Genomic DNA, 22,745 nt, shown 5'->3' with positions numbered 1-22,745 from the left:
ATATGTTCATCTTATCATATACAATAAGCGCTTTATGATTCACTAACTTCTTGTTCATAGATATTTGCGTAATCTACAAGCCATTTCGCAACGTTTGTAGCATTATGGCGCACCGTCCCATCTGGGCGAATCGTGGCAATATCCCGTTTAATAACCTCTAATCCCATGCTTTCAAGCTTTGCAACGTCGAATGTTACTGGCTCAGCACACTCTTCCTTATAAAGCTCTTTTACAGGATGAGGGAGTTTTACATCATTTACTAATATAGAATCAATGAAGGAGTCTCCAACATGTTTATATATAGCTTTAACATGATCACCTGCTGTATATGAAATGGTTTCACCTTTTTGAGTCATTAAATTACAAACATAAATTTTTCTTCCTTTAGCCTTTACAACAGCTTCTCCTATTCCTTTTACAAGGAGGTTTGGAATTATGCTTGTATATAAACTTCCTGGACCAATTAAAATATAGTCAGCACGATATATTGCTCGAATAGCCTCTGGTAACGGTTTCACATTTCCAGGCACTAAAAAAACTCGACTAATTCGTTTTTTCGCCTTTGGAATTTTAGATTCCCCTTCAATGATTGAACCGTCCTCAAGCTCAGCATGTAAATTTATCTTTTTGTTGGCAGCTGGTATGACGCGACCATGGACCTTTAAAACCTTTCCCATTTCGCTAATAGCATGGTTAAAATCCCCGGTAATATCTGTTAAAGCAGTCAGCATTAAATTACCTAATGAATGCCCACGTAAATCTTCTGATGCAGAAAATCGGTATTGAAACATTTGCTCTACAAGCGGCTCAACATCCGATAACGCCGCGATCACATTACGGACATCACCAGGTGGTGGAATATCATAGTCATCTCGTAAACGTCCTGAAGAACCACCATCATCTGCTACTGTCACAATTGCAGTAATATCAAATGGGTGGTGCTTGAGCCCTCGTAGTAACGTAGAAAGCCCCGTACCACCACCAATTACAACAAGCTTTGTTCGCTTCTTTCCCATTCACTCAATCCTTTCTACGATTGATGTCACGATGTGTAATAACAGTGTTTTCCTTTCCAGCTAAATATGCCCCAAAATACTCTGCTAATGTTACTGAACGATGCTGTCCTCCAGTACATCCAAAAGCAATGACAAGTTGTGATTTGCCCTCTTGTCTATAGAGCGGAATCATAAATTCAAACAAATCCGTTAGTTTTTGAATAAGTGTTTGCGTATCTTCAAGTGCCAGAACATAAGAAGATACCTCAGTTTGTAATCCCGTTTTATGGCGTAACTCTTCTACATAATATGGATTTTTTAAAAAACGGACATCAAATACTAAGTCGGCATCTATCGGCATACCATGTTTAAATCCGAAAGACATGATATTTACCGAGAAAATATTATCAGCATCACTGGCAAATTCTTTAGCGATTTTTTCTCGTAGCTCTTTAGGCTTCATATTAGATGTATTATAGACAAATTTAGCGCGACCTTTTACTTCGGATAAAAGCTTACGTTCTTGTTTAATGCCATCTAATGGTAAACCATTTACAGCCAATGGATGTGCACGTCTTGTCTCTTTATAACGTCTAACTAAAGCTGCATCATCTGCATCTAAAAATAAAATTCGTGCAACGATGTCACCTTCTTTAAGAATATGGTCGAGAGCGCCGATAAGAGAATCAAAAAAGTCGCCACCACGCATATCCATGACAGCTGCTATACGTGTAATATTTTTACCAGAATCCCTTAGTAAGGTTAAAAATGTTGGGAGTAGCGCTGGTGGTAAATTATCAATACAGTAATACCCTAAATCCTCAAAGCTTTGAATAGCTACTGTTTTCCCAGCTCCAGACATTCCTGTAATAATAACCAATTCATGTGTACCTTTTGGTCCTTCAACCACCACTGTCATGCAGCTCCTTTATTGTTCGATTGATATTTGTATTTTCTCATGAAGTAATTCAAAATCAGTTGTGTATTCAAATGTACCGTACTGAATGCCTGATTGTGAGATAGCAAATTGTAAGTTTGTTCGATCACCTTCAGCCATTGGCAAATGTTCCAAATCCTCTACTGGGTGCCATGCAAGTTTGCCTTCTCTAGTTTCTTTAAACGGTACTCCTTCTACATCCTTTGCAACAAATGTATAAAGCATCCATTCGTCCACTACCTCATTATTCTCTTTAATAACCATCGTATAAACACCTTTTAAATGAGCATTTATTGGTGTGACATTTGTTTCTTCTTTAAACTCACGTACTGCAGCCTCATAAATCGATTCACCGCTCTCCATTTTACCGCCAGGAGCTACGAACCAGCCACGTCTCGGCTTCTGAAGTAATAACACTTGACCGTCTTTTACGGCTATTAAATTTGCAATTCTTTGCATAGGCACACCTCTAATCTCTTTTGCATTCTACCTTTCATTATAGCAAGACCAAACAAGGTTTGTCCTCAATTCTAAACTTTACGTCATTTGCAATTGTAACTTCATCGATACTGTTTTTAACCTTTACTCAAACATATGAAACTCAGTCATAAAAATTTCCGCTCACAACAAAAATAGGCTGCTCCACCTAATTTGGTGGAAACAACCTACTCAACAAAATAAAAGGGGGATTGCTAATTACAATATATATATTACACCTTTTATATGTCATTCAAGTTACAACTATATTAAGAGCGTATTAAAATTGTATTTTTTTCCTCAAAATATCGATCTTGGGATCATCACCAAAACGTGTGGTTGACTTCCGTTCCGACTGGGCGCTTTCCTGGGGGCGTCCAGTCGGAACGGAAATCAACTATTTACATAGTAGACGTTTTAACAAAAGTCATCCACAACTTTTGGTGATGAACCTGATCTTGGGCACTCTACTAAAATATTCACTTGACTACACACCCCATTTTGGGAGGAGACTGCCCTTATCAATGATCCACTTTAAGCATTAATTTTTTCTAATAATTCTTCCACATAGTGCTGTACTGCTTGTGCTGCAATACTTCCGTCCCCTGTCGCTGTAACGATTTGACGAAGTGATTTTTCACGTACATCTCCAGCTGCGAAAATACCTGGTACTGTCGTTTCCATATTATCATTTGTCAAAATATAACCAGCATCATTTAAAATACCTAGAGACTCAAATGGTTTTGTTAACGGAAGCATACCAATGTATACGAATACGCCATCAGTAGCAAAATCAGATTCTGTACCATCTACAGTTGATTGTAATGTTACACTTCCAACTTTACCGTTAGCCTCATTAATTTCTTTCACTGTTGCATTCCAAATGAAATCAATTTTTTCATTAGCAAAGGCACGATCTTGGAGAATTTTTTGTGCACGTAATTTATCACGTCGGTGCACAATTGTTACTTTATCAGCGAAGCGAGTTAAATAAACGCCTTCTTCAACAGCAGAATCCCCGCCACCTACAACAACAAGATTTTTTTGCTTGAAGAATGCACCGTCACATACTGCACAATAGCTGACACCACGGCCTCCAAGTTCTTTTTCGCCAGGCACACCCATTTTTTTATACTCTGCACCTGTAGAAAGAATAATTGCTCGCGTTTTATATTCTTTAGTACCTGATTTTATTGTTTTATATTCCTCGCCATCAATAATTTCATTTACGTCGCCATATGCATACTCTGCACCGAATTTCTTAGCATGATCGAACATTTTTGTAGATAGCTCAGGCCCTAGTATTGTATCAAACCCAGGATAGTTTTCTACTTCTTCTGTATTTGCCATTTGTCCGCCAGGGATCCCACGTTCAATCATTAAAGTTGAAAGGTTGGCACGTGATGTGTAAACAGCAGCAGTCATCCCAGCAGGACCTGCACCAATTATTACTACATCATAAATTTTTTCTTCTGACATAAATACTTCCCCCTAAACAGATTTTTTACTTTTTTATAATAATGTTAGTATGTTCATCGTATGTGAAAGTAAAAAGTTATTCAACTATGTTGCTCACGTCTAATTATGAGTGTCTGGTAAAAACATTAAAATCTCTTCAATATACTTCGATAAAGTTGACACTGACACTCCGTATTGCTGAGCGATTTCTTTTTTTGTAACTTTAAGCATTCGGGAAGAACGAAATAAATAATCATTTGCTCCTGCAATAGCTGCTGGATTTGTAAAACGATAATTGTTCATCAATGCTTGCTCACAAAGTACAAACCACATTTGGAACATTGGTGCAATTAATGTCGTTAACTTTTCATACTGCTCTAGTAAAATTTCTGGCACACTAACTGCTCGTATAAAGCTAGCCTCTACTTTGTTTTTCATATCAAATTGATGTCCTAATGCATAGGCGAGGAATAGCTTTTCATACGCATTAAATTGGTCAACATCTATCCATTTTGGATGCGCAATAATTTCCTGTTTATGTGCTGTACAGCTTAATAAAAACAAACCAAATATGCGTTCACTTGTATATTCGCTCTCTAGCTTTTCTACAATATAATCACGATCATGTTCTAATGCATCAAGTGAATAATCGTTTTCTTCTTGACGCCAAGGTTCAAAGCCTTCTTTATCGGGATCTAGCTCAAGTAGCTGCTCCCATGTACTCTTTGAAATTTCTTCATGTCCTGAGAAATAAGCGGCATGTGATAACCAAAAGTAAAAGCCAGCATCGCCTACATAGCCTCTTTTCTGCATGCTACGCAACCATTTAAATGCTAAATCATATTGTCCAACGAGCGCTAATGTTGCACCCAGTTTGTAGCGATGTTCCCATAAGTATGGTTGAATTTTCACAAGTATTTCTAAAAGATCCTTTAAATCTTCTTCATTTTTTTCATAGTATGCGATAACCGTTAAATTACATAGTGCATGTAAATTCCCTTTATTTTCACGTAATACAGTGTTTAGCAGAGCTTTCGCTTGTTCTGCTTCACCTACATAAAAATAGGCAAGGGCTAAGTTATTATAAGCTGACCAAAAATCTGGTCTATCTTCAATTAAGTCTTCTAGCATTTTAATAGCTTCAGGGAAATCTCCCTTTTCCATACAACGTCTCGCCTGTTCTTGCCGATATAAATCTTCAGCTGAACCTTCAAGCTCTTCAAAATCATCCTGCTCAAAATCAACAAACTCTAATATTTCAGCAGCTTCATCTGCATAGGCACCTTCTGGCTCTATTTGTAAATATTGCTCTGCAAAGCGCTTAGCATCATGTAGGATGCCGATACATCCTGAAACCTCTGCCATGTAAAAAATAATTTCTGGATTGTCTTTATCTATTTGATAGGCACGACGAAGTAGATCATACGCTTCCTCAAAACGTTGACCCTCTAACTCTATTATCGCTAATTGTAATAAAATCATCGGATCATCAGGGCTTAAATCAACTGCTCGCTGTAAATATTTATAGGCTTTATTCATTTGTCCGCTATTCATTGCTTGAATTGATTTTTTATAATAATAGTCGCCTGTTGGAATGAACGACACTATATTCGTTTGATTCTCTTTTTGACGTTTCTTTTCCAAAATATTTCCTCCGAAACAAGAAATAAGGAACGTATTATACGTTCCTTTACACAGTAACTTCTATTATAACATACAATAAGCAATATGCCGTTATTTCTCCTCGTGACGTTTTTCTAACACATGTAACACGTCATAAATACTTACTTTTTGCTCTTGCAGTAATACTAGTAAGTGATAAATTAAATCGGCGGCCTCCCACTTCACTTCTTCTGCATCGCGATTTTTTGCACCTATGACAACTTCGGTTGCTTCTTCTCCAACTTTTTTACAAATTTTATCGATTCCTTTATCGAACAAATATGTAGTATACGCCCCTTCTGGCATTTCTTGCTCACGCTTTTCAATGACCTTTACGAGTTTAGAAATAATCTCAACAGATCCGACCTTGGCATTGTGCTGAATAATCTCCGTAAAACAAGAAGTTGTTCCATTATGACAAGCCGGTCCAGCAGGAATTACTTCCACAATTAATGCGTCACCATCACAGTCCGCCTTGATAGATACAACTTTTTGCGTATGACCACTCGTTGCCCCTTTGTGCCAGAGCTCTTGACGTGAACGTGAGAAGAACCATGTTTCTCCCGATTCAAGCGTTTTTTCTAGAGATTCTTTATTCATATACGCTACAGTTAGTACTTCTTTTGTATTAGCATCTTGTACAACCGCAGTGACAAGACCTTTTTCATCAAATTTAATGCTGTCAATCATCTCACTGTCACTCCTTTTTCACGTAAGTATTCTTTTACTTGTGCTACGCTCGTTTCTTTATAATGGAAGATGGATGCTGCAAGTGCTGCATCTGCATCGATACCTTCAGCTAATACCTCGTTAAAATGTTCGGCATTCCCTGCACCGCCGCTTGCAATAACAGGAACTGTCACAGCCTCTCTCACAGCTTTTGTTAGCGCTAAATCAAAACCGGATTTCTCACCGTCCTGATTCATACTCGTTAATAAAATTTCACCTGCACCTAAGCGAACCGCTTCCTTCGCCCATTCAGTTGCTCGCCATGTTGTTTTGTTTCGGCCCCCATGCGTATAAACCATCCACGTGGCATCTTCTTCGCTATAGCGGGCATCAATAGCTACAACAATACATTGTGCGCCAAAAAAGTCAGAACCTTCTTTAATAAGCTCTGGACGCTCTAAAGCAGAAGTATTCACTGATACTTTATCGGCACCTGCACGTAAAATACGTTTCATATCATCTAACGTTCGAATTCCACCACCTACTGTGAATGGAATGGCTAATGTAGCTGCAGTTTGTCGTACGACATCCACCATTGTTTCACGTCCTTCATGTGATGCCGAAATATCTAGAAACACAAGCTCATCTGCCCCTTGCTCATCATAAAACTTAGCAAGTTCAACTGGGTCACCCGCATCACGTAATGACACAAACTGTACACCTTTTACAACACGTCCCTCTTTCACATCAAGACATGGAATAATGCGCTTTGTTAACATGATGCCACCCCCTTCAACCATTGCTCTAATAAATGCACACCTAGTTCACCTGACTTTTCAGGATGAAACTGCATGCCCGTAATAGAGCCATTTGCCACAATGCCAGGAACTTTAATACCATGATAATCCGCATAAGCGACAAGCTCCGTTTCATCGATATCAGTTGCATAAAATGAGTGCACAAAATAAACATGCTTTGCCGTTACTTCACCATTTAACCAAGAAGGATGCTTTGTCACTACGAGCTCATTCCATCCCATATGCGGCACTCGATACTTCTGTGCAGCTTTGTCACCAGTAAATCGTTTAATGCTTCCTTTAAAAAAGCCCAGCCCCTTCGTCGGAGACACTTCTTCACTTTGCTCAAATAACAATTGCATGCCTAAGCATATTCCGAGAAGTGGTCGATTTTCTGCTTTCACCTTGTGTAAATATTGATCTAAATTCGTTTCAGCTAAACGTTTAATGGCATCTGGAAACGCTCCAACACCAGGAAGTAACAGTGCATCTGTTGCATCTAGCACTGTCTCGTTAGCCGTCACAACAACCTCACAGGCAAGTCGTTTTAATGCTTGTTCAACGCTAAATAAATTTCCCATTCCATAATCAATAACACCAATTTTCACGTTAACAGCCCCTTAGTCGATGGTACACCTTTAACACGTGGATCAATTTCAACTGCTGCGTCAATGGCACGTGCTAACGCCTTAAAAATAGCTTCAATAATATGATGGGTATTATGGCCATAAGGTACGATCACATGAACATTCATCCGTGCCTCAAGTGCAAACTTCCACAAAAATTCATGTACTAATTCAGTATCGAAGCTACCGACCTTTTCCTTCAACTGTGGCACACGATATTCTAAGTGTGGGCGATTCGAGCAATCTACAACGACCTGTGCAAGTGCATCATCCATTGGCACAAATGCTGTGCCGTAACGCTTTATTCCTTTTTTATCTCCGAGCGCTTCACGAATAGCTTGGCCTAATACAATTCCTAGATCTTCTGTTGTATGATGATCGTCTATATATGTATCACCATTCGCTTCTATCGTCCCATCAAAAAGCCCATGTTTAATAAATAGGTCAAGCATGTGATCCATAAAGCCAACACCCGTTTTAATATTTGCCTTCCCTTCACCATCTAAATCGATAGCTACAGAAATTTGAGTTTCATTTGTTGTACGTTCAACTTTTGCATATCGTTTCTTTTCAGTCATTGTATTACCCCTTTTCCCAACCACGCGATTCCACTGCACGCGCATGACCCTCTAAGCCTTCCATACGTGCTAGACGTGCAATTTTCGGTGCGTTTTCTGCCCAAGTTTTTTCACTATAAAAGACGACGCTCGATTTTTTCACAAAATCATCGACGTTTAAGCCGCTTGCAAAGCGTGCAGTACTATTCGTTGGCAGCACATGATTTGTCCCTGCAAAGTAATCACCAACGGGTTCAGAGCTATAACGGCCAATGAAAATACCCCCTGCATGTCGTACTTGCTCAGCTACAGCCTCAGCATTTTTTGTGATAATTTCTAAATGCTCAGGCGCTAGCGAATTAATGGCATCTACGGCATCTACCATTGTTTCAGCCACATAAATGACACCGAAGTTTTCTATAGATGCACGTGCTACCTCTTCACGCGGTAAAGTCGTTAATTGCTTCTCCACTTCATCAGCTACTTTTATAGCCAATTGTTCAGAAGTCGTTACTAAAATGGCACAAGCTAATTTATCGTGTTCAGCTTGTGATAAAAGATCGGCCGCGATTTCATCAGCAAATGCTGTGTCATCTGCTAACACGGCAATTTCACTTGGGCCTGCAATCATGTCAATTGCTACCTCACCAAACACTTCACGTTTTGCTAATGCTACAAAAATATTTCCTGGGCCCGTAATTTTATCAACTGGAGAAATTGTCTCTGTACCATACGCAAGAGCAGCAATCGCCTGAGCTCCACCGATTTTGTATATTTCTTCTACTCCTAAAATATGCGCTGCAGCAAGCACACCTGGAGGTAATTTTCCATCGCGACCTGCTGGTGATGTTATAACAATGCGCTGGACACCAGCAACTTGTGCAGGGATAACGTTCATCAAGACCGAAGAAGGGTATGCTGCTGTACCACCAGGAACATAAAGACCTACTGCATCGAGAGCAGTAATTCGTTGTCCAAGCCATGAACCATCTGTAAGTTCCAAGCGATAACCTGAACGTTTTTGCTGCTCGTGATAAAGGCGAATGTTTTGAGCAGCTTCTGTTAAATCAGCATAAAGCTGTTGATCAATTGTATTAGCGCCCTCTTCTAACTCTTCCTTCGTGACGCGTAAATAGTCAGGGGCAAAACCATCCCATTTTTCTGTATAAAAACGTATGGCTGCATCACCTTGTGCACGAACATCTTTCAATACTTGACGTACAACCTTTAACTGTTCTTCATTTCCACCTTCCAGTGGTCGTTTTAAGGAAATACCTTTTTCTAGCTTTACTATTTTCATAGGATTATTCTCCTTTAAATCTAGGGATGACCTCTTCCAGACAGTAGACATTTTTATTTAACGCATTTTTTCAAACGTTTCACGAGATCGATAATACGATCGCTCTTCATGCGATAGCTTACTGGGTTGGCAATTAATCGTGATGATACGTCTGTAATAAATTCATACTTCACTAAGCCATTTTCTTTCAATGTCCGGCCCGTTGAAACAATATCAACAATTCGATCTGCCAAGCCAATCATAGGCGCCAATTCAATCGATCCATTTAGCTCAATAATTTCAACCTGCTCTCCAATACCCTTATAATATTTCATTGCAATATTAGGATATTTCGTCGCTATTCTTGGTGCAATTTCATTCATCGTCGTATCAGGTAAGCCTGCTGATGCGATATAACAAGTACTTATTTTTAAATCCAGCAATTCATGCACTTCTCGTTGCTGTTCTAACAAAACATCCTTCCCGGCAATACCAATGTCAGCTACACCGTGCTCAACATAAACAGGAACATCCATCGGCTTTGCTAATATAAAACGTATTTTCTCTTCTGGAATCTCAAGCATTAATTTACGAGACATTTCGACTTCTTCTGGTAAATTAAAGCCAGCTTCTAATAGCATCTGATATGCCTCGTCAAAAATGCGTCCCTTCGGCATAGCAATCGTTAATTCATTCACCGTCAACGTCCTCCTGTCCCACCACAACTACTTCTGTAAAGTGTGCTAAAAAAGCTTCTTCATCGACAAGGCTACTCCTTAACTGTAAGGTAACCTGTTTACCGGGTACACGTAGCGTCTGTACCTTGGTAAGAGCCGCTTCAAATTGTTCTTCCTCAAATAGCACGACTGTAGCTTCTTGTCGTTCATGAGATTGCGCATCAATTGTTTCTAATAGGCGGTCAACACGAATACTAAATCCTGTAGCACCTACTTTTGAGCCAAATACCTCCAGCAATCCGTCATAGCGTCCCCCATTGCCTAATGGAAAACCACTGCCGGTTGCAAACACTTCAAATAACATGCCTGTGTAATAACTCATGTGACTAGAAAGTGTAAAATCAAAGGCTACATAATCCGCTAAGTTTGCCATTTCAAGTAGCTTAGCGAGCTGTTGCATATATTCTAATGCGTCATTTTTTCGCACATATTTTTCAATATCTTGAATTTCTTTCAAATGCATTGCTTCTTCAATAAATTGCAATAATGCATCGGATTTTGTTTTAGGTAAATCAAATGATTCTACCGCGTCTTCAAACCCTACGTAATTGCGTTGTACAAGTAGCGTCCGAAGTATATTTTGTTGTTCAACACTTTCTGTATAATCTTGTAAAATGCAATTTAATATACCAGCATGTCCGATCGTTACTTTAAATTTCGTTAATCCCAATTGCTTTAATAACTCCATTGCTGTCACAATAACCTCAGCATCCGCATATACGGAATTATCTCCAATTAACTCAATCCCCATCTGATCAAATTCTGCTGGGCGTCCACCTTCCGCTTCCTGTGCGCGAAAGACACTAGCAAAATAAGCAAGGCGTAAGGGAATCATCTCTTTTAATAATTTTGATGTTGCTACTCGTGCAATCGGTGTTGTCATATCAGGTCGTAGTACTAACGTGTTGCCCTGGCCATCTACTAATTTAAATAATTGCGCATTGGCTATCGCTGATGCTTTGCCGACTGTATCAAAATACTCTACTGCAGGCGTTTTAATAAATTCATAGCCTCTTCCGCATAAAAACTCTCGCCCTGTATTTCTTACAGCCTCTACCTTTTCAAAAATTTGCGGAAATGTATCGCGCATTCCAAGTGGTTTTTCAAACATTTTAATCGACGACAATTTTGACACTTCCTCGCGTTTCACTTTAACTCACTAGAGTATTAGAGAGTTAGATTATGAAAGTATTCTAACTTATTTTTTCTTGCTAGTCAATGCAACTTCGTTTGAATTATCGAATAATTTCAATACTGATTATTCTGTTAATTATACTCGAAAATAAATAAATTGAAACGTATTCAGCAGAGCAAGTTTTTCTCTCTTTAAACTTGTAACCTTTAGACAAAAAATCTTTTTTGCTCTTCGGAAGGTGGATGTTGATAAAATTTAGAAGTTGGGTAATAAAACTAAAAAGTTAGTATAAACGTTGAAATAAATAACCAAGTACATTTTTGATTCCCTTCGTATATTACAACTTTACTGGGAGTAGCGAGCATGATAGCCTCGATCGGTTAGCCAGCCATTGATATAGCTGGGTTCTAGGCTAGCGAATCATGCGAGTAGAGGCTCCGTGTCAAGTTGTGATTATTCACGCACTTGTATAGAAACGTAGTTAGTCAGCGAAAGTGCACATGATTAGACTAGCAAAAATGTACATTGTCGATAAAATTCAAAAGTTGGGTGATAAATTCTAAAAGTGTTCCGATAAACTAAAAGGACGCCCTCAGGGAGCTTTGCTCTGTGCGAAAGCGAAGCGGTAGCGACAAATGTTTTATCTGCGCGAAAGCGAAGCGGCAGCGATAAAGCGCCCAGTCGGGACGGAAATTCAACTCCTCTTTTTGCCGGAGAGTCCTACTTTAATTTCATTGTTACAATTGTTTTCAACAAAAAAACTGTGCACAGTAAAGCATGCACAGTTTAGATGTTATTATTTTTTCGGCGTGCACCATTCCACTACTTCATTGCGTTTGCGCTCCGCCATTTGTTCAGCTGTATAAATTATTTGCATAGGATTACCGCCTGCTAGACAGCCAGCTGGCACATCCTTATGCACAAGGGTTGCAGCTGACACAATCGCACCGTCACCTATCGTAACACCTGGTAGTATCGTTGAATTGGCGCCAACCATCACTTCATTGCCAATATGAACATCTCCAAGGCGATATTCCTCTATTAAATATTCATGCGCCAAAATAGTCGTACTGAAGCCTATAACGGTATTATCACCGATATGAATACGTTCTGGAAACATTGTATCTGGCATCACCATTAAAGCTATGGAAGTTTGGTCACCAATCTCCATCTTTAAAAAAGATCGATACAGCCAGTTTTTCACACGTAAAAATGGTGTGAAGCGTCCAATTTGAATGACAACGAAACACTTCATCACTTTCCAAAAGGACACCGTATCATAAATATTCCAAAGCGAGTTCGCTCCTTCGACACGGTAGCGTTCTGTTTTACGTGCCATTTACTTACCCCGCTTTCACAATTTCAAATAAATCCGTCATATGATGCAACATATATTCCGGCTTGAATTGCTGTAAGTATTCCTCACCTTTAAAAGCCCATGCGACACCAGCTGCTCTAACTCCAGCGTTATGCCCGGCCACAATATCATGAGAATTGTCGCCAATCATAATGGCATCTTCTTTGTTTACACCAAGACGTTCAAGCGCAAGCAAAACTGGTTCTGGGTCAGGCTTTACATTTTTCACATCATCCGTGCCAATACGGATGTCAAATAAATGACTTGCACCTAGTACAGATAGACCCCGATCTATCATCTTATTACGTTTTGTAGATACAATCGCTAACTTGATACCCATAGCCTTTAATTGCTCTAAAGTAGATACAACTTCAGGATATTGAGTGACAAGCTCATCGTGATGTAATTCATTATATTCACGATATTTAGTAATCATTGCTTCCTCTTCACCAGGAGCAATGTCAGAAAATGTCTGTTTCAAGGATGGCCCGAGGAATTTCAGGCAATCTTTTGGCGAATATTGCCCGGGAAATCGCTCGTTTAAAACATGCATAAATGTTTGAATGATTAAATCATTTGTATTAAGTAATGTACCATCAAAATCAAATAGTAATGCCTTTACAGTCATGCTTTGCACCCCTTATTTATGATCTAAATACTTTACTGCAGGTTTTACTTTTATACGACGGTAAATAATCGCGCCAAGCCCTACTACAATACCTATGATTGAAACAATCTGAGCAGAGCGTAAATCTCCTACTAAATATAGACTATCTGTACGCATGCCTTCTATATAGAAGCGACCGATTGAATACCAAATTAAATAGCCGAAAAATATTTCACCACGATTTAAATTTACTTTGCGTAAAACTAATAAAATAATGAGCCCAATAAAGTTCCAGACGGATTCATATAAAAAAGTAGGATGTACATATGTCCCTAATTCTTCAACATACATTTGATTAATAATCCAATCCGGTAGCATTAGATGTTCTAAAAATCCACGTGATACTGGACCACCATAAGCTTCCTGGTTCATAAAATTTCCCCATCGGCCAATTATTTGCCCAATTAAAATACTCGGTGCCGCAATATCCGCTACTTGTAAAAAGCTAATATTTCTTCTACGAGTGAATATGTAAGCTGTCAAAAAGGCACCAATAAGAGCACCGTGAATAGCGATACCACCATTCCAAATTTCAATAATTTTCCCAGGGTTTTCACTATAATAATCCCAACGCATCGTAACATAGTAAATACGTGCACAAATTATGGATATAGGAACAGCCCATAGTAATAAGTCCGCAAGAAAATCCTCGGGTAAACCTCTCTTCACAGCCTCTCTTTGTCCTACAATATAAGCTAAAATAATACCCGATACGATTAGTAACCCATACCAACGAACAGGAATAGGTCCTAAATGGAAAGCAATCGGATTAATTTCTAATAATAACAAGTCCATCTTATACTCCTCTCAATTCATTACATTTGCAAAAAAATTCTAATGCCTCGGCATAATTGCGTCCGGAATCGACTTTGTGCTTGTACAAAGAACTTTCCGATTTCCGTGACATCCGCCGGAGGCTTAGGCCAACACGATGTTGGTCACTTAGGCGTTTTCACAGGATGTGAAGTTCGTTCCTCTATTTCAGCATGATGTTTGTACACCCACTGAAAAGTAACTCGCATTCATCTCACCACCTATAAGGTCGAAAACTTCTGTACCTGTCGCTGCGCTTTCGGTACAAAAAACACTCGCTGGAAAAAGTTAAAAACGATTAGTCGTCCAATTCATCTGTTGATGAGATTACTTCATCTAATCGTCTAGAAAACTCCTCGGCTGCATTAACACCCATCTTTTTCAAACGATAGTTCATTGCTGCTACTTCAATAATAACAGACACGTTACGCCCAGGTCTTACAGGAATCGTTAACTTTGTTAATTCCGTATCAATGATTTTCATTTTTTCTTCCTCTAAACCTAGACGATCATATACTTTTTCTGGATCCCATATTTCTAATTCGATAACTAATGTGATACGTTTGTACGGTCGTACCGCACTTGCTCCAAAGAGTGTCATAATATCGATAATACCAATGCCTCGAATTTCGAGTAAATGTTCTAAAAGAGGAGGTGGACTCCCAATTAAAAAATTCTCTGATTCCTGACGGATCTCTACACAATCATCAGCTACTAAGCGGTGCCCCTTCTTGACAAGCTCCAGTGCTGTTTCACTTTTCCCTACACCACTTTTTCCGATAATTAGCACACCGATGCCGTATATATCAACTAAAACTCCGTGAGCAGCAGTCATTGGTGCTAAGCGACCTTCTAAATAGTTAGTTAGCCTACTCGAAAATTTTGTTGTTGTCATATGCGTTTTAAATACAGGTACATGTTTTTCATTAGACGCTTGTATAAGTTCCTTAGGCACCTCTAAATCACGAGAAATAATAATAGCTGGTGTATCCTGCGAGCACAGTAAACGCATGCGCTCCAGTTTCACATCTGAAGGCAGCATTTCAAAAAAGGATAGTTCTGTTTTTCCTAGCAATTGCACTCGATTGGCAGGATAATGCGTAAAATAGCCCGCCATCTCGAGCCCAGGTCTTGAAATATCACTAGTAACAATCGTTCTTCCTATTCCTTCCTCACCAGCTAATAGTTCTAACTTAAATTTCTCCATAACGTCTCTTGTTAATACTACGACCAATGTTTAGTAGCCTCCATTCAAAGGAATTGAATATGTTTTGTCCTAAGTTAACTAGCAATCAGCCTAATGATTGCAGTTTCACCTTATTTTAGCATGTCTATGTATAAAAGAAATGTATTTACACTCTGTTTGCCCTGACTAAAAAATCTACAAAATATAAAAAACTAGCGGTTCTCCAGCCCGCTAGTTTCATTTCGTTTTATTTTTGAGTAGCTAACCATTTGGCAACTGCTTCTGCATCCGCACCTTTAATAACACCAGGAGGCATTGTACCTTTACCATTTTCAATAACATTTAAAATTTCTTTTTCTGTTAAACGAGAGCCTACATCGCTAATTTTTGGTGCATTATTTTGGCCTTGTAGCTCGCTACCATGGCAAGCGATACAAGATTTCATAGCAATTGTTTCGCCATTTGGAGTAGCAGTTTTTGAACCTTCAGTTGAAGTTGTTTTACCTCCGCCACAAGCAGCTAAGAAGATTGCTGAACCAATCGCTAATGTTAACATTGCCTTTTTCATTAGGGCCCCTCCTAAAAATAAATAATATCTTTCTCCGACATTATACCAAAATTATGCACGTTTGAAACCTTCTCCTAACACCTCATAAGCATCAGAAACGATAACAAACGCTGATGGGTCAACGTTTTTAATGAGTTGTTTCAGCTTTGTGAATTCTGTTTGGTAAACAACAACCATGAGCACTGGTCGTGCTTCCCTTGTATAGCCACCTATAGCAGGCAACTTTGTCACTCCCCGATCAATCTCGGCATAAATGGCATCACGTACTTCATCTTGTTTCATCGTAATAATATAAACCATTTTAGACTGACTTAAGCCGAGCTGAATAATATCAATCGTTTTTGTAGTGACATAAAGTCCAATCAGGGCATACAAACCTTTCTCTAAGTCAAAAACAATTGCTGCACTAATCGCGATAATCCCATCAATTAAAAGTACACTTGTACCAAGCGATATGCCGGTATACTTTGTAATTATTTGTGCTAGTAAATCAGTGCCACCAGTAGAAGCATTCCCCTTAAAGACAAGTCCTATTCCTAAACCGACCACAATACCCCCAAAAAGTGCACCGAGTAAAGGATTATCCGTCCATGGTCCCCAACTGTTCGTTAGTAATACAATAAACGGTAATGTTATTGTTCCAATAAACGATTTGATTCCAAATTTTTTCCCAAGTACTACTACACCTGCTATAAATAATGGAATATTGAATGCATATTGGATAAAGCCTGGATTCCAACCAAATAAACCGTGTAAAATTGTACTAATCCCACTTACTCCGCCAGAAGCTACTTGATTTGGCAGTAAAAATACATTGAAGCCAATAGCAATAATTGCTGCTCCTACTATGACGTACATATACTCTACAATGCTTTCCCTTACTCCACGAATTTGACTCATTTCCCCACCCGCTTCAACTATCAGAATCTTTTAAATACGAGATGATTATAGCAAATAGTATTCGCATTGAGAACTTCGTCTTGATGAAGGAAACATGTAATTTTATATTTTAGTTCATCACCATAACGTGTGGTTGATTTCCGTTCCGACAGGGCAATTCGTGCTGGCGCTTCGCTGTCGCACAGAGCAAAGCTTCCTGGGGGTGTCTAATGCACCGCTTCACTCGCGGTGTTATCTGACCCCAAGAAATCGCCCAGTCTCTACTCCAATCAACTATACACAAGGCATAAGTTTAAAAAATGTCATCCCCTACTATAAATGATGAGCCCAATAATGTATAAAACATAAAAAATAAGCTACCTTAAATAGAATTTTAAGATAGCTTATTTTTGACTTTTCACTAAAATATATACTTAACTGCAAATCCCACTACAGGACATTGAAGATAACAAATCCTTGTTTTATAAAGATTTTTCTGCCCACTCCATTGCTTCGTTGTATAAAAGATCAATATTTGTGAAATTCATATTGAGCTGAGGAGCTAAATTTTCTAAAGTAGACCAATCTAACTTACCTAACGCTATACTGAATTCCAGATAAGGTGTCATTTCAGTTTGATTACCTAAAATCGTTTCTGTTATTTCTTCTGAAAAAGGTAGCTGCTGTAAAATAACATTCAGCGGTCTTTGCAACAAAGTGTCTATCAACGAAAACATCCCGACTAAAAAATATTCAGAGAAGTTTTTCTTATAGGAAAGCTTGGCTAATTTCTCACAAACTTTTGCTCTAAATAAAGAAGTACGCATGACTTCTTTAAAAAGATCATTTTCAGCATTTCTATCAATTTCTCGCATTGCCAATAAATAAATCCACTTTTGTAAATTTGAAACGCCGAGTAATATAATTGCTTGTTTTATCGAACGTACCTTGGATTTAGACCGTAGCTCTGAGTTATTAACCATTTGCAATAATTTATACGTTAAAGAAATATCACGCTCGATATTATCAGCTAATAATTGTATATTCGGTTCCTCTTCTTTTAATAGCGTAATAATATATAAATATTGAATAGTATTAGCAGGTATATCGGTAGCTGTAATGATTTGAGGTTGTTCAAAAAAATAGCCTTGAAATAATTCATAGCCAGAATGCTTTGCCACTTCAAATTGATTACGTGTTTCAACCTTCTCAGCCAGTAGTTTTATGTGAGGGAAATTTTCTTTCACTTTATTTTCAATTTCCATGCGCTCCAATAACGGTGATACTAAAAAATCAACTTTTATAAAATCGATATAAGGAAATAACTCATCATAAACTTGTACCTTATCATCCAAAATAAAATCATCTAATGCAATATTAAACCCATATGATTTTAGCTCAATAACTCTCTCGACTAACTGAGTTGTAATAGGGACATTCTCTAAAATCTCAATAACAACTTGCGATGGATTTAAAAATTCATTTAAGGAACTCATAAGTAAGTTTTCTGTAAAATTAACAAAACTAGGTTTACCTTTTGTTACCTCTTCAATGCCAATTGAAAGAAATGAGTTTACTAGTACATCGATTGTTGCAGCATCTGGATCGACTATCGGAAAAGCATTTACGTTTTTGCTACGATATAATAATTCATACGCAACGACTTGTTCATGAAGGTTAAAAATAGGCTGTCTGCCGATAAATACTTCCATTTCGTCGCCCCCCATTTCTCCATATTCTAGTAATAAATATTATAGCATCTTTCATTACTCTCTGCTTATCATTCAAGTAACTGTCTAAAAGTCGCCTAACATTAATTAACATTCTATACAAGAAAATATTTTATCACTTTTATGACGCTATCCGAAGGACACTTCAAATTCTTTAATCCCAACTTTCGGTGATTAACCCCTAAAAATCATTACCTAAAACTCCAAACTACTCATATTTCATGTATTCCTTTTCCAGAGAGATTTTTTTCAATTTCACTTAATCCTTCCTAAACATTTTTGTCAAAAATTTCATTTCATATTGACATTTTCCAGTTTTCAATATACAGTACATTACAACACTAATGCACTATGTTACATAGGAATGAAAGGGGGTTTTGCGATGCACGTTCATCTAGATGGTACAACACCGATTTATATTCAAATTGCTGAATGGCTACAGCACGAAATCATCGCCGATCGATTACAGACAGACGCGAAGGTCTATTCACAATACCAGCTAGCTGAATTATTCAATATAAATCCTGCTACAGCTGGTAAAGGGCTGACAATTTTACTTGAAGAGCAACTTTTATATAAAAAACGGGGGTTAGGTATGTTTGTCGCTACGGATGCAAAGGAACGAATTTTATTGAAACGTCGAAACGAAATATTGACGAAAATGGCACAAGAGATCGTATTAGAGGCAAAACGTTTACTTGTATCTGATGAAGAATTGCTAGTGCTTATTCGAAAAACACAGGAGGGATTGGAATGAATATTATTCAATGTGAGGAGCTATCTAAAAGCTTTGGACGCCGTAATGCACTACAGCGCGTAACCTGCGCTATTGATGCAGAGAAAATTATCGGCATTATTGGTCGCAACGGTGCTGGTAAGTCGACATTACTTAATATTTTTGCTGGCTATCTAAGGCCTACAACTGGATCATGCAAAGTGTTTAATGAAAATCCCTTTAATAATATTCAAACTGCTGCCAATATGATTTTTATCGATGATCAATTAAGCTTTTCTGATTACTTGTCACTCGAAGATATTCTAAAGATGGGCGCTGATTTTTATCCTAATTGGCAAAATGAGTTAGCTTATCGCATGCTCGATTATGCAGGTATAGATCTCACAGCAAAGCATCAGCAATTATCTAAAGGTCAATTAGCAACCTTTAACCTTGTCTACGGATTAGTAAGCCGCTGTGCACTGACTATTTTAGACGAACCGATGAATGGCATGGACGAAGTGATTCGTACAGATTTTTACAGAGCGATTTTAAAGGAATACCTAGCCTTTCCACGAACATTTTTAATTACTAGTCACCATTTGCAAGAGATGGAATCTATTTTAGAAGAAATTATATTAATAGATGAAGGCTCTGTCATTGCCCACGCACCATTGGATGAATTTAAGGAACAGCTTATATCACTTAGTGGACCAAGCGATGCACTTGCAGATCTGTTCTCTGAGACGGAAGTATACGCTCAAAAGATTATGGCAGGGATGACCTCAGCAATAATAGATGCTAGTAATCTATTCGTCTCAGAAGAAATACTTCGAGCAAAAGGCATCACGGTATCATCCCTTACAGCAAGTGAAGTGTGCAAGTATTTAACAAGTAAAAAAGGAAGTGATATTGATGCAATCTTTGACTAATATTTCACTGAAAACCATTGTTAAAAAACAAGTGAAATGGAAAGCAAAATTATATATTTCTGCCCTTAGTTCCTTAGTTATTGTACAAATCATTTTTGGGCTTTTAACATCTAGCTCAGGGAGTGGGTCTTCTGGTCATGGAGGAGAAAATTTAACTGTTCATTTCTATAATTACTCACTCGATATATTTCTTATTGTTACAGCAATTTGGGCATTTATTGTAGCACTTCTCTTTACAACAAAAGCGTATCGTATTGATGACTTATCCATTATTTCTAGTCGAACATCTAGCGCTATTGCCAATATATTTGTCATGATTATTTACAGTTTTATTGCGGTCATCATTATGATTTCTACTTACTATTTACAAGTATTCGGAATTTTATTAGTGGAGAAAAAATCCTTTATAATAGAAGATCTATTTATTTCACCATCAATATTACTATTATGTTTCAGTAGCCTCTGTTTATTTGGCGCAATCGGCTTACTATTAGGCACCAGCTTCAAGGGGCCAGTAGTGATAAAAATACTTGTATCTACTTTTCTGCTGCTTGGCTTTATATTATTTTTTATGTCACCAGAGTTGATAAATCTTAGGTCATTAATAATGTTATCCAATCTTATGATTAGTGTTCTTTATTTGCTTATGGCTCTACTATGCTTTAGCCTCACTATTTGGATTGCTGATAAATCGGAGGTGACTCGCAAATGACGGCGACTACACTATTCTTTTTTACTACAATACTACTGGTAATTGCTATTTATATACTACTAAGTAAATTAGGGAAAAAAGCTAAAAATATTTGGACCCCTAAGCGTATTATAATTGGCATTACTAGCTATATCGTACTTGGACTTACTGCCTTCATTTATATTAGTTTTTTTTCAGAATCAAAAATACCAATACTTTCTCCTTCTGAAATTAAACAAGTTGAGAAAAAATCAGATCAAATACAAAAGTACGATCAAGAAAACGATTCTTCTTATTTAACGGAGGAATACAAAAAGAAAACGTGGGAGCTAAGATATAAAGGAGATACATTACCTGTTGTTGTAAATGAAGGTGACAGTGGTTCAAGCGTTACTATTCGAGTGCGCTATAATGACAATATGGAATCTGGAAAAGCTCTTGTTACCTATTATCAACTTCCTGTCATTATAGAAGGTATTGATCTTTCAGACGAAGTACCGTTACCTAACATATACGTGGCACAAAACCAGCTATTTATTGAATCTCTTTCTAGACAACAAGTAAATTATTTTCGTATAAAAGCAACATTAGGTATTTTAGATATGAATCGTGAGCTAGAACGTGAATCATATGTAATGAGCTATTCCAATCCAAATGTCATCGTTATCGACATTCCACGAAGTACAGTTCTGGAAGACTCCCAAGGTCTTTTTTAGATAGTAAAAAACAAGGACAGTCCGCAGTGATTTTTTTCACCTTTAGACTGTCCTTGTTTTATTTTCTACTTGTTTTTGATTTAATAGCACCAATAACGGCTGGTACAACTGAAATTAAGATAATTAATATAAGAACCGTTGAGAAGTTATCTTTAATAATTGGAATATTACCAAAGAAATAACCTAGTAATGTACAGCTGAATACCCATAACACTGCACCTAAAATATTATACATAATGAAGTAGCCATACTTCATTTTACTAGCCCCTGCAACAAATGGTATGAATGTACGGATAAAAGGCATAAAACGCGCGATGACAATCGTTTTTCCACCGTGTTTATTAAAGAACTTTTCTGCTGCTTCCATACGTTCTTTTTTTACGACTCTACCAAGGAAGCTCTTTTGTGGAATGGATGTCCCTACTTTATGACCAATATGATAGTTCATCGTATCCCCTAAAATGGCAGCCGCTAAAAACACAGGAATTAATATCCACATATTAAATGCGCCCATTGCTGCTGCTAATGTTCCACTTGCAAAAAGCAATGAATCACCTGGCAGGAATGGGAAAATTACGACACCTGTTTCAACAAAAACAATTGCAAATAGAACGAAATAACTCAAATTACCAAACTTACGAATGATCTCCTCTAAATGCACATCAATATGCATAATAAAACTAATTAACTCCTTGATGAGTTCTATCATTTTTCCGTATGCTCTCTTTCAATTAAATTTTCTAAAGGCTTTGACGTAGCTAGACACCAAAGGTTCCATTCTTCTTTACAGTTATTGGTGTTACTTCTCCCTCACTATATGACAAGCCTTTAAAAAGTATGTAGATTTCACAAGTTTGATTTTATCACTTACAGACATATACACTCAACTTATTTAAATAAGTGGCCACGCTTTTTTACATTGCTGTAATATTGGCCTAAAGTGAAGGTTCAATCAGTGGGTGTTCCGCGTCCCTCACTAGAGGAACACTAGCTAATATCTCACATTCTATGCAAACGTTTATGTGCTCACGCGCTTTCTCACAGAATACATTTGTGGCCCCTAATCAATTGAACTTTAGGGGCAGTTGATCTCCCACCTTCTCTTAAATTTTGAAATGAGAATCTGACTGTTCATTTATGCGGAATAAATCAGATGATACTT

Annotated in this window: 24 protein-coding genes; 4 read left to right on the top strand and 20 right to left on the bottom strand. The window is 37.8% G+C overall.

Features of this window, described 5'->3' with window-relative positions:
- Positions 1-32 precede the first annotated feature (32 nt).
- From C7Y47_RS13695 to C7Y47_RS13605, 19 genes are all read right to left on the bottom strand, one after another.
- Positions 33-1,016: a gluconeogenesis factor YvcK family protein gene (locus C7Y47_RS13695; RefSeq protein WP_142509284.1), complete on the bottom strand. Its 984-nt coding sequence runs from the start codon at positions 1,014-1,016 to the stop codon at positions 33-35.
- 4 nt (positions 1,017-1,020) lie between these two features.
- Positions 1,021-1,914, bottom strand: coding sequence for an RNase adapter RapZ (gene rapZ, locus C7Y47_RS13690; protein WP_142509283.1), 894 nt, complete (start codon positions 1,912-1,914; stop codon positions 1,021-1,023).
- A gap of 9 nt (positions 1,915-1,923) precedes the next feature.
- On the bottom strand, positions 1,924-2,391 hold the full coding sequence (locus C7Y47_RS13685; protein ID WP_142509282.1) for an NUDIX domain-containing protein: 468 nt from the start codon (positions 2,389-2,391) through the stop codon (positions 1,924-1,926).
- A 552-nt stretch (positions 2,392-2,943) separates the two neighbouring features.
- The gene (gene trxB, locus C7Y47_RS13680; RefSeq protein WP_142509281.1) at positions 2,944-3,888 is read right to left on the bottom strand and encodes a thioredoxin-disulfide reductase; all 945 of its coding nucleotides are present in this window, start codon (positions 3,886-3,888) and stop codon (positions 2,944-2,946) included.
- Positions 3,889-3,987: 99 nt separating this feature from the next.
- Entirely contained in the window at positions 3,988-5,511 is a 1,524-nt protein-coding gene (locus C7Y47_RS13675) for a tetratricopeptide repeat protein (protein ID WP_142509280.1), read from the bottom strand.
- Between the two features lie 90 nt (positions 5,512-5,601).
- Positions 5,602-6,219, bottom strand: a complete 618-nt coding sequence (gene hisIE, locus C7Y47_RS13670; RefSeq protein WP_142509279.1) for a bifunctional phosphoribosyl-AMP cyclohydrolase/phosphoribosyl-ATP diphosphatase HisIE — start codon at positions 6,217-6,219, stop codon at positions 5,602-5,604.
- Positions 6,216-6,977, bottom strand: a complete 762-nt coding sequence (gene hisF / locus C7Y47_RS13665; protein WP_142509278.1) for an imidazole glycerol phosphate synthase subunit HisF — start codon at positions 6,975-6,977, stop codon at positions 6,216-6,218. The genes hisIE and hisF overlap by 4 nt, the downstream gene beginning before the upstream one ends.
- Positions 6,971-7,603: an imidazole glycerol phosphate synthase subunit HisH gene (gene hisH, locus C7Y47_RS13660; protein WP_142509277.1), complete on the bottom strand. Its 633-nt coding sequence runs from the start codon at positions 7,601-7,603 to the stop codon at positions 6,971-6,973. Before hisH ends, hisF begins: the two co-directional genes overlap by 7 nt.
- A complete protein-coding gene (gene hisB, locus C7Y47_RS13655; protein WP_100544051.1) occupies positions 7,600-8,199 on the bottom strand; it encodes an imidazoleglycerol-phosphate dehydratase HisB in 600 nt (199 codons plus the stop codon). The genes hisH and hisB overlap by 4 nt, the downstream gene beginning before the upstream one ends.
- A 4-nt stretch (positions 8,200-8,203) precedes the next feature.
- Positions 8,204-9,478 (bottom strand): histidinol dehydrogenase, encoded by a 1,275-nt coding sequence (gene hisD, locus C7Y47_RS13650; RefSeq protein ID WP_142509276.1) that lies wholly within the window; start codon positions 9,476-9,478, stop codon positions 8,204-8,206.
- Between the two features lie 53 nt (positions 9,479-9,531).
- Positions 9,532-10,155 carry an ATP phosphoribosyltransferase gene (hisG, locus tag C7Y47_RS13645; RefSeq protein WP_142509275.1) on the bottom strand — a complete coding sequence of 208 codons (624 nt, stop codon included), beginning with the start codon at positions 10,153-10,155 and terminating at the stop codon, positions 9,532-9,534.
- Positions 10,148-11,320 (bottom strand): ATP phosphoribosyltransferase regulatory subunit, encoded by a 1,173-nt coding sequence (locus C7Y47_RS13640; protein WP_142509274.1) that lies wholly within the window; start codon positions 11,318-11,320, stop codon positions 10,148-10,150. Before C7Y47_RS13640 ends, hisG begins: the two co-directional genes overlap by 8 nt.
- Positions 11,321-12,125: 805 nt before the next feature.
- Positions 12,126-12,668 carry an acyltransferase gene (locus tag C7Y47_RS13635; RefSeq protein WP_132362028.1) on the bottom strand — a complete coding sequence of 181 codons (543 nt, stop codon included), beginning with the start codon at positions 12,666-12,668 and terminating at the stop codon, positions 12,126-12,128.
- A gap of 4 nt (positions 12,669-12,672) precedes the next feature.
- On the bottom strand, positions 12,673-13,314 hold the full coding sequence (ppaX, locus tag C7Y47_RS13630; RefSeq protein WP_142509273.1) for a pyrophosphatase PpaX: 642 nt from the start codon (positions 13,312-13,314) through the stop codon (positions 12,673-12,675).
- Between the two features lie 12 nt (positions 13,315-13,326).
- On the bottom strand, positions 13,327-14,148 hold the full coding sequence (gene lgt, locus C7Y47_RS13625; RefSeq protein WP_142509272.1) for a prolipoprotein diacylglyceryl transferase: 822 nt from the start codon (positions 14,146-14,148) through the stop codon (positions 13,327-13,329).
- Positions 14,149-14,464: 316 nt separating this feature from the next.
- Positions 14,465-15,400, bottom strand: coding sequence for an HPr(Ser) kinase/phosphatase (hprK, locus tag C7Y47_RS13620; RefSeq protein WP_142509271.1), 936 nt, complete (start codon positions 15,398-15,400; stop codon positions 14,465-14,467).
- A gap of 199 nt (positions 15,401-15,599) precedes the next feature.
- A complete protein-coding gene (gene cccB, locus C7Y47_RS13615) occupies positions 15,600-15,920 on the bottom strand; it encodes a cytochrome c551 (protein ID WP_142509270.1) in 321 nt (106 codons plus the stop codon).
- 51 nt (positions 15,921-15,971) lie between these two features.
- Positions 15,972-16,820: a YitT family protein gene (locus C7Y47_RS13610; protein ID WP_142509269.1), complete on the bottom strand. Its 849-nt coding sequence runs from the start codon at positions 16,818-16,820 to the stop codon at positions 15,972-15,974.
- 461 nt (positions 16,821-17,281) lie between these two features.
- Positions 17,282-18,511 (bottom strand): EAL and HDOD domain-containing protein, encoded by a 1,230-nt coding sequence (locus C7Y47_RS13605; protein ID WP_142509268.1) that lies wholly within the window; start codon positions 18,509-18,511, stop codon positions 17,282-17,284.
- 400 nt (positions 18,512-18,911) lie between these two features.
- Here C7Y47_RS13605 and C7Y47_RS13600 point away from each other — a divergent pair, with 400 nt between their 5' ends.
- The 4 genes from C7Y47_RS13600 to C7Y47_RS13585 are packed head-to-tail and all read left to right on the top strand — an operon-like array spanning position 18,912 to position 21,583.
- The gene (locus tag C7Y47_RS13600) at positions 18,912-19,286 is read left to right on the top strand and encodes a GntR family transcriptional regulator (protein ID WP_132362042.1); all 375 of its coding nucleotides are present in this window, start codon (positions 18,912-18,914) and stop codon (positions 19,284-19,286) included.
- Positions 19,283-20,176, top strand: a complete 894-nt coding sequence (locus C7Y47_RS13595) for an ATP-binding cassette domain-containing protein (protein WP_142509267.1) — start codon at positions 19,283-19,285, stop codon at positions 20,174-20,176. The genes C7Y47_RS13600 and C7Y47_RS13595 overlap by 4 nt, the downstream gene beginning before the upstream one ends.
- The gene (locus C7Y47_RS13590; RefSeq protein WP_142509266.1) at positions 20,160-20,888 is read left to right on the top strand and encodes a hypothetical protein; all 729 of its coding nucleotides are present in this window, start codon (positions 20,160-20,162) and stop codon (positions 20,886-20,888) included. Before C7Y47_RS13595 ends, C7Y47_RS13590 begins: the two co-directional genes overlap by 17 nt.
- On the top strand, positions 20,885-21,583 hold the full coding sequence (locus tag C7Y47_RS13585; RefSeq protein WP_142509265.1) for a hypothetical protein: 699 nt from the start codon (positions 20,885-20,887) through the stop codon (positions 21,581-21,583). The genes C7Y47_RS13590 and C7Y47_RS13585 overlap by 4 nt, the downstream gene beginning before the upstream one ends.
- 58 nt (positions 21,584-21,641) lie before the next feature.
- On the opposite strand, the gene C7Y47_RS13580 is transcribed toward C7Y47_RS13585, so the two are convergent.
- The gene (locus tag C7Y47_RS13580; protein WP_255505182.1) at positions 21,642-22,289 is read right to left on the bottom strand and encodes a VTT domain-containing protein; all 648 of its coding nucleotides are present in this window, start codon (positions 22,287-22,289) and stop codon (positions 21,642-21,644) included.
- Between the last annotated feature and the right edge of the window lie 456 nt (positions 22,290-22,745).

The sequence above is a fragment of the Lysinibacillus sphaericus genome (genome assembly GCF_006864135.1).
GTDB lineage: Bacteria > Bacillota > Bacilli > Bacillales_A > Planococcaceae > Lysinibacillus.
Note: the sequence above shows the minus strand (reverse complement) of the source record. Positions and strands in the feature narration are given on the sequence as shown.

Coding starts and splice junctions, on each gene's coding strand:
- C7Y47_RS13695 (WP_142509284.1), bottom strand. CDS start 1,016: ATGGGAAAGAAGCGAACAAAGCTTGTTGTAATTGGTGGTGGTACGGGG.
- rapZ (WP_142509283.1), bottom strand. CDS start 1,914: ATGACAGTGGTGGTTGAAGGACCAAAAGGTACACATGAATTGGTTATT.
- C7Y47_RS13685 (WP_142509282.1), bottom strand. CDS start 2,391: ATGCAAAGAATTGCAAATTTAATAGCCGTAAAAGACGGTCAAGTGTTA.
- trxB (WP_142509281.1), bottom strand. CDS start 3,888: ATGTCAGAAGAAAAAATTTATGATGTAGTAATAATTGGTGCAGGTCCT.
- hisIE (WP_142509279.1), bottom strand. CDS start 6,219: ATGATTGACAGCATTAAATTTGATGAAAAAGGTCTTGTCACTGCGGTT.
- hisF (WP_142509278.1), bottom strand. CDS start 6,977: ATGTTAACAAAGCGCATTATTCCATGTCTTGATGTGAAAGAGGGACGT.
- hisB (WP_100544051.1), bottom strand. CDS start 8,199: ATGACTGAAAAGAAACGATATGCAAAAGTTGAACGTACAACAAATGAA.
- hisD (WP_142509276.1), bottom strand. CDS start 9,478: ATGAAAATAGTAAAGCTAGAAAAAGGTATTTCCTTAAAACGACCACTG.
- C7Y47_RS13635 (WP_132362028.1), bottom strand. CDS start 12,668: ATGGCACGTAAAACAGAACGCTACCGTGTCGAAGGAGCGAACTCGCTT.
- ppaX (WP_142509273.1), bottom strand. CDS start 13,314: ATGACTGTAAAGGCATTACTATTTGATTTTGATGGTACATTACTTAAT.
- lgt (WP_142509272.1), bottom strand. CDS start 14,148: ATGGACTTGTTATTATTAGAAATTAATCCGATTGCTTTCCATTTAGGA.
- cccB (WP_142509270.1), bottom strand. CDS start 15,920: ATGAAAAAGGCAATGTTAACATTAGCGATTGGTTCAGCAATCTTCTTA.
- C7Y47_RS13610 (WP_142509269.1), bottom strand. CDS start 16,820: ATGAGTCAAATTCGTGGAGTAAGGGAAAGCATTGTAGAGTATATGTAC.
- C7Y47_RS13605 (WP_142509268.1), bottom strand. CDS start 18,511: ATGGAAGTATTTATCGGCAGACAGCCTATTTTTAACCTTCATGAACAA.
- C7Y47_RS13600 (WP_132362042.1), top strand. CDS start 18,912: ATGCACGTTCATCTAGATGGTACAACACCGATTTATATTCAAATTGCT.
- C7Y47_RS13595 (WP_142509267.1), top strand. CDS start 19,283: ATGAATATTATTCAATGTGAGGAGCTATCTAAAAGCTTTGGACGCCGT.
- C7Y47_RS13590 (WP_142509266.1), top strand. CDS start 20,160: ATGCAATCTTTGACTAATATTTCACTGAAAACCATTGTTAAAAAACAA.
- C7Y47_RS13585 (WP_142509265.1), top strand. CDS start 20,885: ATGACGGCGACTACACTATTCTTTTTTACTACAATACTACTGGTAATT.